The 14,882-nt window shown below is 68.8% G+C and carries 13 protein-coding genes; 11 read left to right on the top strand and 2 right to left on the bottom strand.

Translation table 11 applies throughout. The features are described 5' to 3' along the window. The first annotated feature begins 85 nt into the window (after positions 1-85). The 3 genes from VFF97_RS05320 (at position 86) to VFF97_RS05310 (ending at position 4,773) form a co-directional block, all read left to right on the top strand. Positions 86-1,918 carry an ABC transporter family substrate-binding protein gene (locus VFF97_RS05320; protein WP_325032450.1) on the top strand — a complete coding sequence of 611 codons (1,833 nt, stop codon included), beginning with the start codon at positions 86-88 and terminating at the stop codon, positions 1,916-1,918. 181 nt (positions 1,919-2,099) lie between these two features. Then, entirely contained in the window at positions 2,100-3,617 is a 1,518-nt protein-coding gene (locus VFF97_RS05315) for an ABC transporter permease (RefSeq protein WP_325032449.1), read from the top strand. A 1-nt stretch (position 3,618) separates the two neighbouring features. Further along, the gene (locus VFF97_RS05310) at positions 3,619-4,773 is read left to right on the top strand and encodes an ABC transporter permease (RefSeq protein ID WP_325032448.1); all 1,155 of its coding nucleotides are present in this window, start codon (positions 3,619-3,621) and stop codon (positions 4,771-4,773) included. A 10-nt stretch (positions 4,774-4,783) separates the two neighbouring features. Here the strand turns inward: VFF97_RS05310 and VFF97_RS05305 are convergent, their stop codons facing one another. Continuing rightward, complete coding sequence (locus VFF97_RS05305) at positions 4,784-5,392, bottom strand: PH domain-containing protein (RefSeq protein ID WP_325032447.1); 609 nt, start codon at positions 5,390-5,392, stop codon at positions 4,784-4,786. Positions 5,393-5,424: 32 nt separating this feature from the next. Between VFF97_RS05305 and VFF97_RS05300 the strand changes: the two genes are divergently transcribed. From VFF97_RS05300 to VFF97_RS05265, 8 genes are all read left to right on the top strand, one after another. After that, positions 5,425-7,233, top strand: a complete 1,809-nt coding sequence (locus tag VFF97_RS05300) for an ABC transporter ATP-binding protein (RefSeq protein ID WP_325032446.1) — start codon at positions 5,425-5,427, stop codon at positions 7,231-7,233. 81 nt (positions 7,234-7,314) lie between these two features. After that, complete coding sequence (gene typA, locus VFF97_RS05295) at positions 7,315-9,234, top strand: translational GTPase TypA (RefSeq protein WP_325032445.1); 1,920 nt, start codon at positions 7,315-7,317, stop codon at positions 9,232-9,234. 73 nt (positions 9,235-9,307) lie between these two features. After that, the gene (locus tag VFF97_RS05290) at positions 9,308-10,069 is read left to right on the top strand and encodes an AzlC family ABC transporter permease (RefSeq protein WP_325032444.1); all 762 of its coding nucleotides are present in this window, start codon (positions 9,308-9,310) and stop codon (positions 10,067-10,069) included. Continuing rightward, positions 10,066-10,380 (top strand): AzlD domain-containing protein, encoded by a 315-nt coding sequence (locus VFF97_RS05285; protein ID WP_325032443.1) that lies wholly within the window; start codon positions 10,066-10,068, stop codon positions 10,378-10,380. Before VFF97_RS05290 ends, VFF97_RS05285 begins: the two co-directional genes overlap by 4 nt. 35 nt (positions 10,381-10,415) lie before the next feature. Then, positions 10,416-10,865: a DUF6113 family protein gene (locus VFF97_RS05280; RefSeq protein ID WP_325032442.1), complete on the top strand. Its 450-nt coding sequence runs from the start codon at positions 10,416-10,418 to the stop codon at positions 10,863-10,865. Between the two features lie 10 nt (positions 10,866-10,875). Further along, positions 10,876-11,196, top strand: coding sequence for a ferredoxin (gene fdxA / locus VFF97_RS05275; protein ID WP_179489533.1), 321 nt, complete (start codon positions 10,876-10,878; stop codon positions 11,194-11,196). Then, complete coding sequence (gene dapC, locus VFF97_RS05270) at positions 11,196-12,302, top strand: succinyldiaminopimelate transaminase (RefSeq protein WP_325032441.1); 1,107 nt, start codon at positions 11,196-11,198, stop codon at positions 12,300-12,302. The genes fdxA and dapC overlap by 1 nt, the downstream gene beginning before the upstream one ends. A gap of 192 nt (positions 12,303-12,494) precedes the next feature. Continuing rightward, positions 12,495-13,793 carry a citrate synthase gene (locus tag VFF97_RS05265; RefSeq protein WP_325032440.1) on the top strand — a complete coding sequence of 433 codons (1,299 nt, stop codon included), beginning with the start codon at positions 12,495-12,497 and terminating at the stop codon, positions 13,791-13,793. A gap of 66 nt (positions 13,794-13,859) precedes the next feature. Here VFF97_RS05265 and dapD read toward each other — a convergent pair whose 3' ends face one another. Further along, on the bottom strand, positions 13,860-14,816 hold the full coding sequence (dapD, locus tag VFF97_RS05260) for a 2,3,4,5-tetrahydropyridine-2,6-dicarboxylate N-succinyltransferase (protein WP_325032439.1): 957 nt from the start codon (positions 14,814-14,816) through the stop codon (positions 13,860-13,862). Between the last annotated feature and the right edge of the window lie 66 nt (positions 14,817-14,882).

Below are 14,882 nucleotides of genomic sequence, written 5' to 3'. Positions count from 1 at the left end.
CGTGCTTATGGTTTTCCCATCCAGCGCCCCCGCATGGCCCCGCCTACGCGTGTGCGCTCAACCCTGCACAGGAGGAACAGTGAGAATGAAGCGCATTTCGGCTGCGGTGGCGCTCACCGCCGTCGGCGCACTTGCGATCTCGGGCTGCGCCGCCGGTGGCGGCGACAACGGTGACGACTCCGGTCTCATCGAGGGCTCGTCGATCACCGCTGCGTGGAACCAGGCGTTCTACTCGTACAACGGCAACACGTCGTTCGGTAACGCCACGGCCAACAACAACATCACGTATCTGACGCTCGACGGCTTCAACTACTACAACAACACGCCGGAGCTCGTTCAGAACACGTCGTTCGGCACGTACGAGATGGTCAGCGAGGACCCGCTGACGATCACGTACACCGTCAACGAGGACGTCACGTGGTCGGACGGCACGCCGGTCGACGCCGCGGACCTCATGCTGCACTGGGCAGCCCTCTCGCGCGCGCTGGACACCCCGGACTTCGACCCGGCCGAGTTCACCGACCCCGAGACCGGTGAGTTCACCGACGCCTTCCCGACCGACGTCGTCTACTTCGACTCGGGCGCGACCCCGGACGCGGGCCTCGGCCTCGTCACTCAGACGCCCGAGATCAGCGAGGACGGCCGCTCGATCACGATGATCTACGACGCGCCGTACGTCGACTGGGAGCTCTCGTTCTCGTCGCCGCTGCCGGCTCACGTCATCGCGAAGAACGCGCTCGGCATCGAGGACAACGAGGAGGCCAAGCAGGCCGTCCTCGACGCGATCGCGAACGAGGACGACGCGGCGCTCGCTCCGCTGTCGGCCTTCTGGAACGGCGGCTTCAACTTCACCGAGCTCCCCGACGACCCGGAGCTCTACCTCGCGAGCGGCCCGTACATGATCAGCGACTTCGTGGCCGATCAGTACATCACGCTCGTCGCGAACCCCGAGTACAAGGGTGACAACCAGCCCACGATCGAAGAGATCACGATCCGCTTCATCCCCGACCCGCTGGCCGCGGTCCAGGCGCTCGAGAACGGTGAGGTCGACGTGATCTCGCCCCAGGCGACCGCCGACATCAAGACGGCGCTCGACGGCATCGAGGGCATCACGGTCGTGACCGGTGTCGAGGGCACGTACGAGCACGTCGACCTGCAGTTCAACAACGGTCGCAACCCCGAGAACATCTTCTCGAACGCGCAGGTCCGCGAGGCCTTCCTCAAGACCATCCCGCGTCAGGAGATCCTCGACACGCTCATCAAGCCGATCGCCGGCGACGACGCGCTCCTGCGCTCCTCGCAGATCTTCGTGCCTGGCGCTGAAGGCTACGACGAGTCGGTCGCCGAGAACGGCTCGGACGCGTTCGCCGAGGTCGACATCGAGGGCGCAAAGCAGCTCCTCGCCGAGTCGGGCGTGACCAACACCGAGGTCTGCCTCCTCTACGCATCGAACAACCCGCGCCGTGTCAACGAGTTCGCCCTGATCCAGGCTTCGGCCGCTCAGGCCGGCTTCAACGTCACCGACTGCGGTTCCGAGCAGTGGGGTGGCCTCCTCGGCACGCCGGGCGCCTACGACGCGTCGCTCTTCGGCTGGCAGTCGACGAGCCTCGCCGTCACGAGCTCGGGCCCGACCTTCCAGACGGGTGGCATCAACAACCTCAACTTCTACTCCAACCCGGAGGTTGACGAGCTGATCGCCCAGCTGAACGTCGAGTTCGACACCGACGCCCAGATCGAGATCCAGAAGCAGATCGACGCTCTGCTCTGGGGCGACTTCTACGGTGTCACCATCTTCCAGTTCCCGGGCGTCACCGCCTTCAGCGACCGTGTGGAGGGCATCGACCCGTCGATCCTCGCTCCCACGATCTTCTGGAACGCGTGGGACTGGTCCGTGACCGACGGCGGCTCGGAGGAGTAATCACCGAACGCGGCTGAGCCGGGCCGAACCCGCTCGGCTCAGCCAGGTGGGGTGCAGGGTTCCCTCAGGGGAAGCCTGCACCCCACACGTTAGAATCCTCCCAGTGGCAGAGGGCTGAGGGCCGGCAATCCCGGGAACCCCGCCACTCTCGCCGACTCACGGATTGGTAGGCGGCCACACCATGGCTTCATTCATCATCCGGCGATTGATCGCGTCCATCTTCGTGCTCTTCGCCGCGACATTTCTCATGTACCTGCTCACGGCCTACTCCGGCGACCCGCTGGAGGACCTCCGTCAGAGCAACGCTCCGAACAAGGCCGAGCTCATGGAAGCTCGGACCAAGCTCCTCAACCTCGACGTCCCGCCGCCGCTGCGCTACTTCCTGTGGCTCGGTGGCCTCTTCCGCGGTGACTTCGGCATCAGCATCCAGGGACAGCCGGTCAACGCGCTGCTCGGAAATGCGATCACCGCGACGCTGACCCTCGTCACAACCGCGACCATCGTCGCGATCGTGCTCGGCATCACCGTCGGTATCGTCTCGGCCCTGCGTCAGTACACGGGCTTCGACTACACCGTCACGCTCATCTCGTTCCTGTTCTTCTCGCTGCCGATCTTCTGGGTCGCCGTGCTCCTCAAGCAGTACGGTGCGATCCAGCTCAACAACTGGCTCGGCGATCCGGTCATCGCGATACCCGTGATCATCGTCGTGTCGATCTTGAGCGGCCTCATCTGGATGTCCCTCGTCGGCGGCAATTGGCGCCGCCGGCTCACCGTGCTCGGCATCGCCGCCGTCGCGACCGGGGCCGTCCTGGCCTACCTCTCGGCGACTCGGTGGTTCGCCGACCCGAGCATCGGGATCGTGGTGTACTCAGCATTGGCGCTGGGCACCGCCGTCGGCGTGACGGCGATCTCGACGGGTCTGCGCAACCGCAAGGCGCTGTACGCGTCGCTCATCGTCGCGGTCCTGGGCATCGCCCTGTACTTCCCGATGATGAACTACATCCTGAACGGGATGACCCTGTGGTTCTTCGTGGTCCTCGCGGTGCTCGCGGTCGTCGTGAGCGGCGCGATCGGGTGGTTCATGGGAGCCCCCGACCGGGCGCCGGTCGTGCGCACGACCGCGATCGTGGGGTTCATCGTCGCAGGGTTCATCGCCCTCGAGAAGTACATGTCGTACTGGCAGCTGTACGCCAACTCGAGCCGCGTGCGGGGCCGGCCGATCGCGACCGTGGGAGCCTCGACGCCGGGTCTCGGCGGCAACTTCTGGGTGCAGGGCATCGATCTCTACACCCACCTGCTGCTGCCGACGATCGCGATCATCCTGATCTCGTTCGCGAGCTACACGCGCTACTCGCGCGCGAGCCTGCTCGAGGTCATGAACCAGGACTACATCCGCACGGCGCGGGCGAAGGGCCTGACGCAGCGCACGGTCATCGTGCGCCACGCGTTCCGCAACGCCCTCATCCCCATCACGACCATCATCGCGTTCGACGTGGGCGCGATCGTCGGCGGCGCGGTGATCACCGAGACGGTCTTCGGGTGGACCGGCATGGGCCGCCTGTTCGTCACGGCGCTGGGCGCCCACGACCCCAACCCGGTCATGGCCTTCTTCGTCGTCACGGGCACGCTCGCGGTGATCTTCAACCTGATCGCGGACCTCGTGTATGCGGCCCTCGACCCGAGAATCAAGGTGGCCTGACATGAACACCACAGTCACTAAAGAAGAATCGCTCGACACTCAGGCCCTCTCCGAGATCTCGATCGAGCAGAAGGAGACCGAGGGTCTCAGCCAGGGCCAGATCGTCCGCCGGCGCTTCTTCCGGCACCGTGCGGCGCTCGTCTCGATGATCGTCCTCGGATTCATCATCGTGCTGGCGTTCACGTCGGTGGGCGTGAGCCTGTGGGGTCTGCGGATCCCCGGCTGGTGGCAGTACACGTGGACCGAGATCCCGCCGAAGGTCAACAACGGCGTGCCCACGCTGAGCCTGTGGCCGCTGCAGTTCGGCGACCACCCGTTCGGTCAGGACGAGGTCGGCCGCGACATCTTCGCGGTCGTCATGCGCGGCACGCAGCAGTCGATCATGGTCATGGTCATCGCCGGTGTCGTCGCGACCGTGATCGGCGTCGTGATCGGCGCACTCGCGGGGTACTACCGCAAGTGGACCGACTCGGTGCTCATGCGCTTCACCGACATCATCATCACGATCCCGCTGATCGTGATCGGCTCGGTGCTGGGCAACACGTTCGGCAACCTCGGCGCGGCCGTGCTCGGCGTCGTGATCGGCCTCTTCGCGTGGACGACGATGGCGCGTCTCGTGCGCGGCGAGTTCCTCACGCTCCGTGAGCGCGAGTTCGTCGACGCGGCCCGGGTGTCGGGTGCGCGCGACCGGCGCATCATCTTCCGCCACATCCTTCCGAACGCGGTGGGCGTCATCGTCGTGAACGCGACGCTGCTCATGGCGGGTGCGATCCTGCTCGAGTCGGCGCTGAGCTTCCTCGGCTTCGGCGTGCAGGCGCCCGACACGTCCCTCGGCAAGATCGTCTCCGACAACCAGGCGGCGTTCTCGACGCGGCCGTGGCTGTTCTGGTGGCCGGGCATCTTCATCATCGTGATCGCCCTGTGCATCAACTTCATCGGCGACGGTCTGCGCGACGCGTTCGACCCGCGCCAGAAGAAGATGCCGAGCGAGCGCGCGATGGCTCGTGCCGCGCGTGCGAAGAAGCCGCTGTCGGCGACCGCGATCGACGAGGCGGCGCTCACGGTGTCCGACGCACCAGACATCACCGATCTGGCCCGCGCGACGGACAACAGCCCGGTCGATCCGGACGACGTGGCGCGCGGCCCGGAGCGATGACGTGACGCTGCTAGACCAGCAGGCCGATCACCGTCGCAGCGGCGAGGACGGCGATCAGCGCGATCGTCGCCCAGTGCCACGTGACGGCGGATGCCTCCGGGTCGACGCCGCTCGCGAACGTTCCGGCGTCGCGCAGGCGCTCCCAGTGTCCGCGGATCAGCTGGGCGAGATTGCCGCTCGGCGTGCTGATCGCGTCGCTGGGGCGAAGGCTGCCGTGCTCGCCGCGGGCCGACTCGCCGACGCCGTCGAAGTCCTTGCTCGCAAGGCCGAGTGTGCGGTGGCGCCCCGGAGCGGGCGTCGCCCACACTCGCACGACGCCGCCGACGGTGCGCAGCGTCAGCGAGTAGCGGGTCTCGATCGCGGTGATGTTCGGCCACGGCACGAAGTGCGTGCGGAACACGTTGACGACGGTGATGCCGTGCTCCTGCACGCGCAGGCTCGGGTGCCAGAACAGCGCCCAGGCCACGGCCGCGACGAGCAGGATCGGCCAGCTGTAGCGCAGCGCCGCAGCGGGGTCCTCCCACAGCATGAGGACGACCCCCGCGACGCACACGACGATGGTCACGACGGCGAGGACCCGGCCGAGCACCGGTCGGTAGAAGACCTCCTGAAACGGCATGACCACAAGCTTTCCAGATGGGATGACAACGAATGACTGACACCACGGGCATCGACGCCGAGATCGCGGCGTCGCACAAGGCCCTGCCCGAGACGATCCTCGAGGTCGAGCACCTGGGCGTCGACTTCTGGGTGGAGGGCCAGTTCTACCCCGCGGCGATCGACATGAACTATGTCGTGCGACGGGGGGAAGTGCTCGCGATCGTGGGCGAGTCGGGTTCCGGCAAGAGCACGAGCTCGATGGCGCTGCTCGGTCTGCTCCCCGAGAACTCGCGTGTGACGGGCTCCATCAAGCTGCTCGGGCGCGAGCTGCGGGGCGTCGACGACGCGACGCTGCGCGCGCTGCGCGGCAACGAGATCGCCGTGATCTTCCAAGAGCCCATGACGGCGCTCAACCCCGTGTACACGATCGGGTTCCAGATCATGGAGGCGCTCCGTTCGCACGACCGCAGCCTGGCGCCGACGGTCGCGAAGGAGCGGGCGGTCGAGCTGCTGCGCATGGTCGAGATGCCGAACCCTGAGCAGTCGTTCCACAAGTACCCGCACCAGCTCTCGGGAGGTCAGCGCCAGCGTGCGATGATCGCGCAGTCGATCTCGTGCGACCCCCTCCTGCTGATCGCCGACGAGCCGACGACGGCGCTCGACGTCACGGTGCAGGCCGAGATCCTCGATCTGCTGCGCAACCTGCACAAGCGCCTCGACTCGGCGATCATCCTCATCACGCACGACATGGGCGTGGTGGCCGACCTGGCCGACCGCATCATGGTGATGAAGAACGGCGTCGTGGTCGAGCAGGGCACGGTGCACGAGATCTTCAACGCGCCGCAGCACCCGTACACGCAGCAACTGCTCGCGTCGGTGCCGCACCTCGGTCTCGGCGTGATCGAAGAGGCATCCGATGCCGCCCTCGGTGTCGTCGAGACCGACGACACCGTCGTGCCGGCGATCGCGTCGATCCGCGAGCGTGCGACCGAGGTGGCCGAGGAGATCATCGAGACGCGTGAGCCGGTGCTCTCGTTCCAGGACGTCGCGATCGACTACCCGAAGCGCGGGCGCATCCCCGCGTTCCGGGCCGCCGAGCACATCGACCTCGACATCTTCCCGGGCGAGATCGTGGGCCTCGTGGGTGAGTCGGGTTCCGGCAAGACGACGCTCGGCCGCGCGGCGATCGGCCTCCTGCCGATCGCCGCGGGCAAGCTCATCTCGGTCGGCACCGACATCTCGCATGCGACGCAGAAGGACCTGTTCGCGATCCGCCGCAAGACGGGCATCGTGTTCCAGGACCCGGCGTCGTCGCTCAACCCCCGTATGCCGATCGGCCAGTCCATCGGCGAGCCGATCCTCCTGTCGGGTGAGGCGAAGGGCAAGGACCTGGATCGCCGCGTCGAGGAGCTGCTCAATCAGGTCGAGCTCCCCGCGTCGTACCGCAACCGCTTCCCGCACGAGCTGTCGGGCGGTCAGCGCCAGCGCGTCGGAATCGCCCGCGCGCTCGCGCTCGCGCCCGAGCTGCTCGTCGCCGACGAGCCCACCTCGGCGCTCGACGTGTCGGTGCAGGCGCGCTTCCTGGAGCTGCTCCAGGAGCTGCAGGAGCAGTTGCAGTTCGCGTGCCTGTTCATCAGCCACGACCTCGCCGTCGTCGACATCCTGGCGCACCGCATCGCGGTGATGCACCACGGAAAGCTCGTCGAGACGGGCACGCGCGACGAGATCCTGCGCGGGGCGACCGACCCCTACACGCAGCGCCTCATCGCGGCCGTCCCGGTTCCCGACCCCGATGCGCAGCGGGAGCGCCGCGAGGCGCGGGCCCTGCTGCTGCAGCGCGGCGCCGACGCGGAAGGCTGACGCTCAGGAGCGCCCGATAGACTGGAGGACGCCGGATTCCCGGTGTCCTCCAGTCTTCTCTCTTCTCCTCAAGGATCCTCCATGGCGCGCGCCTTCCGTCCGGACCTCCGCAACGTCGCGATCGTCGCGCATGTCGACCACGGCAAGACCACCCTCGTCGACGCCATGCTGCGCCAGACGGGCTCGTTCGGCGAGCACGCCCACGTCGAGGAGCGCGCGATGGACTCGAACGACCTCGAGCGTGAGAAGGGCATCACGATCCTCGCCAAGAACACGGCGATCACGTACAACGGCGCGCACGCCGAGCAGCCCGTGACGATCAACGTCATCGACACTCCGGGCCACGCCGACTTCGGAGGCGAGGTCGAGCGGGGCCTGTCGATGGTCGACGGCGTCGTGCTGCTCGTCGACGCGAGCGAGGGACCGCTGCCGCAGACGCGTTTCGTGCTGCGCAAGGCACTCGAGGCGAAGCTTCCGGTGATCCTCCTCGTCAACAAGACCGACCGCCCCGACGCGCGCATCGCGGAGGTCGAGGAGGAGGCGCACGACCTGCTGCTGAGCCTCGCATCCGATCTTCACGAAGACGTCCCCGACCTCGATGTCGATGCGCTCCTCGATGTGCCCGTCGTGTACGCGAGCGGTCGCGCGGGCGCTGCGTCGCGCAACCGCCCCGCGAACGGCGAGCTGCCCGACAACCCCGACCTCGAGCCGCTCTTCGCGGCGATCCTCGAGCATGTGCCGGCCCCGTCGTACGACGACGATGCGCCGCTGCAGGCGTGGGTCACGAACCTCGACTCGAGCCCCTTCCTCGGCCGCCTCGCCCTGTTGCGCGTGTTCAACGGCACGCTCAAGAAGGGCCAGACGGTCGCGTGGGTCCGTCACGACGGATCTCACTCGAACGCGCGCATCACCGAACTGCTCAAGACGCGCGCGCTCGAGCGCTACCCGGCCGAGTCCGCGGGCCCCGGAGACATCGTCGCGATCGCGGGCATCGACGAGATCACGATCGGCGAGACGATCGCCGACCCCGAAGACGTGCGTCCGCTGCCGGCCATCACGGTCGACGACCCCGCGATCTCGATGACGATCGGCACGAACACGTCGCCGCTCGCGGGCAAGGTCAAGGGCCACAAGCTCACCGCGCGCATGGTCAAGGACCGGCTCGACCGCGAGCTCATCGGCAACGTGTCGCTCAAGGTCGTCGACATCGGTCGTCCGGATGCGTGGGAGGTGCAGGGCCGCGGCGAGCTCGCGCTCGCGATCCTCGTCGAGAACATGCGCCGCGAGGGCTTCGAGCTCACCGTGGGCAAGCCCCAGGTCGTCACGCGCAAGGGCCCGAACGGCCAGGTGCAGGAGCCGTTCGAGCACCTCACGATCGACGCCCCCGAGGAGCATCTCGGCGCGATCACGCAGCTCATGGCGGCACGCAAGGGCCGCATGGAGACGATGGTGAACCACGGGACCGGGTGGGTGCGAATGGAGTTCATCGTGCCGTCGCGCGGTCTCATCGGCTTCCGCACCGAGTTCCTGTCGGTCACGCGCGGCACGGGAATCGCGAACGCGATCTCGGCCGGCTACGACGACTGGGCGGGCCACATCGTGGCCCGCGGCACGGGCTCGATCGTCGCCGACCGCGCTGGCGTCGCGACGCCCTTCGCGATGATGGCGCTCCAGGAGCGCATGAGCTTCTTCGTCCAGCCCACCGACGAGGTGTACGAGGGCATGGTCGTCGGCGAGAACACGCGCTCCGAAGACATGGACGTGAACATCACGAAGGAGAAGAAGCTCACCAACATGCGGTCCTCGACCGCCGACGAGCTCGAGAAGCTGACGCCTCCCCGCCAGCTCTCGCTCGAGGAGTGTCTCGAGTTCGCGCGCGAGGACGAATGCGTCGAGGTCACGCCCGAGACGGTGCGCATCCGCAAGGTGATCCTCGACCAGACCGAGCGCGCCCGCGCCGCCAGCCGTCTCAAGCGACAGGACGCCGCCGCGAGCGCCTGAGTCGCGCGACCGGTCCACCGGTCATCGATCGGCCCGCGACGGCACGTCGGAGGTGATCGGTACCATCGAGCGAGTGAGCTCAGCGCCCGACTTCGATGATGCGGATGCCGCCACCGAGGCCCGCAACGCGTGGCGTCAGGCCCTCGGCGTCGCGATCGCCACGAGTGCGTACGGCATCTCGTTCGGCGCGCTCGCCGTGGCATCCGGCCTCGACGTATGGCAGACGTGCGTGCTGAGCCTGCTCATGTTCACGGGCGGCTCGCAGTTCGCGTTCGCGGGAGTCATCGGCGGTGGGGGAGTCGCGGCCGCCCCGGCGGCCATCGCGTCGGCGTCGCTCCTCGGCATCCGCAACATCGCGTACGGCATGCGCATGTCGCCTGTGATCGGACCGGGGTTCTGGCGCCGCGCGGCGGCAGCGCAGTTCACGATCGACGAGTCGACCGCGGTGTCGCTCGCGCAGCGCACGCAGCGCGCGCGCCTCGTGGGCTTCTGGGTCACCGGCATCGGCATCTACATCGGCTGGAACCTCTCGACGCTCGCCGGCGCCCTCTTGGGCGACGTGCTCGGCGATCCGCGCGCGTACGGCCTCGACGCGGCCGCCGCCGCGGCGTTCCTCGCGCTGCTGTGGCCGCGCCTGCGTCGCCTGCAGCCGATCGCCGTCGGAGCGGCGGCGGCTGTCGTCGCCGCGATCCTGACGCCCGTCCTCATGCCGGGCCTTCCCGTGCTCGTCGCGGCCATCGTCGCGATCGTGGTCGGGTGGTTCAACTGGCTGGGATCCGACGACACGGCGCCGGAAGAGCCCGCCGACGTCGCCGAGCGGGAGGGACTTCCGTGACCCTGTGGACTGCAACGCTCGTCGCGGCGATCGTCTGCGTCGCGCTCAAGACGCTCGGCTACCTCGTGCCCCCGCGCGTGCTCGAGGCACCGCGCCCTTCGCGCATCTCTGACCTGCTGACGGTGGCCCTGCTCGCGGCGCTCGTCGCGGTGCAGACGCTCGGCTCGGGGCAGGCGATCGTCGTCGACGCTCGGGTTCCGGCCGTGCTCGTCGCGGCGGGGCTCCTGCTCCTGCGCGCGCCGTTCCTCGTCGTGGTCGCGGCAGCCGCACTCGTGGCCGCCGTCCTGCGGCTGTGGGGCTGGGCGGCCTGACAAGAGAGCCGGATTCAGGCATCTAGACTTGCCCGGTGAGCTTCTCGTGGTCCCGTGTCGGCACGTGGATCGTCGCCTTCGTCGTGGGCGCCGTCTACGGGGTCGCCGGCACGATCGCGCACGCGTACACGCTGGCGTGGTTCCCATTGGGACTGCTGCTCGCCCTCATCGGTTCCGCCGCGCTGCTGGCGGCCGTGCGGCTCCTCACGTCGGATCGGTGGGCGGCGCTCGGCACGGGCCTCGGCCTCATGGTCGCGACGCTCGTGTTCTCGGGCGCGGGGCCGGGCGGATCCGTGGTCGTGCCGCAGACGAGCCTCGGCGTCGTGTGGACGATCGCCGTTCCGCTGCTCGTGGCCGTGGTGGTCGCGTGGCCCGAGCGCTTGCCGCGTATGACGACCGCCGCGACGGATGCGACCGACGCGCCGGATGCCGAGACCGGCGCACGCACGGCGGGCGGGGCATCCGCACCCGAGCGCTCGGCCTAGACTGGTTGCCGTGACTTACGTGATCGCCCTCCCGTGCGTGGACGTCAAGGACCGCGCCTGCATCGACGAATGTCCGGTCGACTGCATCTACGAGGGTGAACGAAGCCTCTACATCCACCCCGACGAGTGCGTCGACTGCGGCGCGTGCGAGCCGGTGTGCCCCGTCGAGGCGATCTACTACGAAGACGACCTGCCCGACGAGTGGCAGGACTACTACAAGGCGAACGTCGAGTTCTTCGACGACATCGGCTCACCCGGCGGCGCCGCCAAGGTGGGCGTGATCCACAAGGACCACCCGATCATCGCCGCGCTTCCGCCGCAGGCTCCCTGATGGGGGTCGGCGACCTCGCGGAGTATCCGTGGGACGCGGTCGCGCCGTATGCCGCGCGCGCCCGCGCGCACCCCGACGGGATCGTCGACCTGTCGGTCGGCTCACCCGTCGACCCCACGCCGCCCGTCATCGCCGAGGCGCTCGCGCGCTCGACCGACGCGCATGCGTATCCGCAGACCATCGGGACTCCGGCGTTGCGTGAGGCGATCGCCGACTGGTACGCGCGTCGCCGTGGCGTTCCGGCGCTCGGCACCGAGAACGTGCTGCCGACGATCGGGTCGAAGGAGCTCGTGGCGCTGCTGCCCCTCCTGCTCGGGCTCGGCCCCGGCGACGTCGTCGTTCATCCGCGCGCCGCGTATCCGACCTATGAGGTCGGGGCGAAGCTCGTCGGCGCGACGCCCGTCGCCGCCGACGACCCGGCCGAGTGGCCCGCCGGCGTGAAGCTCGTGTGGATCAATTCGCCGGGTAACCCCGACGGGCGAGTCCTCGACGCGGCGGCGCTGCGGTCAGCCGCCGAGCGCGCCCGCGAGATCGGCGCCGTGCTGGCATCCGACGAGTGCTACGCCGAGCTCGGCTGGGACGCGCCGTGGGACGCCGAGCCGATCCCGTCGGTGCTCGATCCTCGCGTGTCCGCGGGGGAGCTGCGCGGCCTGCTCTCGGTGTACTCGCTGAGCAAGCAGTCGAACCTCGCCGGTTACCGCGCGGCGTTCGTCGCGGGGGACCCCGACCTTCTGGCGCGGATGCTGACAGCCCGCAAGCACCTCGGGCTCATGCTGCCGGCTCCCGTGCAGGCGGCGATGGCCGCAGGTCTCGCCGACGATGCCCACGTCGAGGCGCAGAGGGCGCTGTACCGCCGCAGGCGCGACGTGCTCAAGCCCGCGATCGAGGCGGCGGGCTTCCGCATCGATCACAGCGAGGCGGGCCTCTATCTGTGGGCGACCGAGGGCCGCGACGCGTGGGAGAGCCTCGGAAGGCTCGCCGACCTGGGGATCCTCGCGGGTCCCGGCCACTTCTATGGGGAGCACTTCCCCGAGCACGTGCGCTTCTCGCTCACCGCCACGGACGAGCGCATCGACGCCGCGGCGGCGCGAATGCGCCACGCGTGACGCGGCGTATTCGTCGGATTCCTCCATCGAACGGGCGAGGGCGTTGGCTGTGTCCGCACTACGTCCGGCGGCCCGATAGGCTGTAGGGGCGCGGTGGCGAGCCATCAGCCCGCCCCGTACGGTTCGCGGAACCCCGCCTCCCGGCGCGACCCGCACCGACCCCGGTCCGATCACACAACGCGAGGAGGCTCCGTGAACGACGCGGTCATCCAGCCGGAGAAGGCGACTCTCACGATCGGTGAACGAACCGCCGAGTTCCCCGTGCTGCGCGGCACCGACGGCGTCCCCAGTGTCGACATCTCGACCTTCACACGGCAGACCGGGCATACGGCGCTCGACTACGGGTTCGTCAACACGGCAGCGACGACGTCGGCCATCACCTACATCGACGGCGACAAGGGCATCCTGCGTTATCGCGGCTACCCGATCGAGCAGCTCGCGCAGAACAGCACGTACCTCGAGGTCGCGTGGCTGCTCCTCTACGGGGAGCTGCCGACCCCCGACCAGCTCGCCGACTTCGACGACCGCATCCGGCACCACACACTACTGCACGAAGACCTCAAGCGCTTCTTCTCGGCGCTGCCGCATACGGCGCATCCGATGTCGGTCCTGTCCTCGGCCGTGTCGGCGCTCTCGACCTATTACGAGCACGAGTCCGACCCGGGCAATCCGGAGCACGTCGAGCTCAACACCATCCGCATGCTCGCGAAGCTGCCCGTGATCGCGGCGTACGCGCACAAGAAGAGCGTCGGGCAGGCGTTCCTGTACCCCGACAACTCGCTCGGCTTCGTCGACAACTTCCTCAAGCTGAACTTCGGCGTGCTCAGCGAGCCGTACGAGGTGAACCCCGTGATGTCGCGCGCGCTCGAGCGGCTCCTCATCCTCCACGAGGACCACGAGCAGAACGCGTCGACGTCGACGGTGCGCCTGGTCGGCTCGACCGGTGCGAACCAGTTCTCGTCGATCTCGGCCGGCATCAACGCCCTGTACGGACCGCTCCACGGCGGCGCGAACGAGGCCGTGCTCGCCATGCTCGCGCGCATCCGCGACTCGGGCGAGTCGGTGCAGCGCTTCGTCGAGCGCGTCAAGAACAAGGAGGACGGCGTCAAGCTCATGGGCTTCGGCCACCGGGTCTACAAGAACTACGATCCGCGCGCGAAGCTCGTGAAGGAGTCGGCCGACGAGGTGCTGCGCGAGCTCGGGGTCCATGACCCGCTGCTCGATCTCGCCAAGGAGCTCGAAGAGATCGCCCTCGAAGACGACTACTTCAAGGAGCGCCGCCTCTACCCGAACGTCGACTTCTACACGGGGGTCATCTACAAGGCGATGGGCTTCCCGACCCGCATGTTCACGGTGCTGTTCGCGATCGGGCGTCTTCCCGGATGGCTCGCGCAGTGGCGCGAGGCGGTCAACGACCCGCACACGAAGATCGGTCGCCCGCAGCAGCTCTACGTCGGCTCCCCCGAGCGCAGCTACCCGGGAACGGCCTGACGGCGTGCACGAGAGGGGGCGGATGCCGCGGCATCCGCCCCCTCTCGTTCGCCCGGGGCCGGCGCGTCAGGCGTGCAATGCCTCGTTGAGCGTCACGCCGACGCCCTCGCGCCGCACGGCCTCGACGGCGCCCGAGAGCGAGTTGCGGCGGAACAGCAGCCCGTTGCGCCCCGACAGCTCGACGGCCTTCACCGACGGCAGGGCGCCGTCGGCGGTGCGCGGCTCGTCGGGCAGCACGACCTTCGTGCCCGCGGTGACGTAGAGGCCCGCCTCGACGACGCAGTCGTCGCCGAGCGAGATGCCGATCCCGGCGTTCGCTCCGAGGAGCGTGCGGGCGCCGACCGAGATCCTGTGCGTGCCGCCGCCCGACAGGGTGCCCATGATCGAGGCGCCGCCGCCGATGTCGCTTCCGTCGCCGATGACGACCCCCTGCGAGATGCGCCCCTCGACCATGGAGGCGCCGAGCGTGCCGGCGTTGAAGTTCACGAAGCCCTCGTGCATGACCGTGGTGCCGGGGGACAGGTACGCGCCGAGGCGCACGCGCGAGGCATCCGCGATCCGCACTCCCGGCGGAGTCAGGTAGTCGAGCAGCCTCGGGAACTTGTCGAGGCCCTGCACCTGGATGCCGTCGCGCTGCAGGAACGGCCGCAGGCGCGTGGCATCGTCGGGGTGCATCGGCCCCGCGTTCGTCCACGCGACGCTCGGGAGGTGGCCGAAGACCCCCTCGAGATTGACCTCGTTCGGCCGCACGAGGCGGTGCGACAGCGCGTGCAGGCGCAGGTACGCGTCGGGCGTCGACGCAGGTGCCTCATCCAGGTCGATCTCGACGGTGACGACTTCGACCGTGACGCCGCGGCGCGGGTCGGGGACCGCGTGGCGCTCGAGGTCCTCGGGCGGCATGGCGGGGTCGTAGCCGAGCGGGAGGCGGCCGACCTTGGGCTCGGGGAACCACGTGTCGAGCGTCGTCCCGTTCTCGGAGATCGTCGCGAGCCCGATCCCCCACACCCACCGCGAATCAGTCATGCATCAACGGTAGCGCGGTGCGCCGCACGCACCGGTGGCGGGTGCCGCCAGGCGGTTCGCGCGGAC

This window comes from Microbacterium sp., assembly GCF_035687345.1.
Classification (GTDB): Bacteria; Actinomycetota; Actinomycetes; order Actinomycetales; family Microbacteriaceae; genus Microbacterium.
Note: the sequence above shows the minus strand (reverse complement) of the source record. Positions and strands in the feature narration are given on the sequence as shown.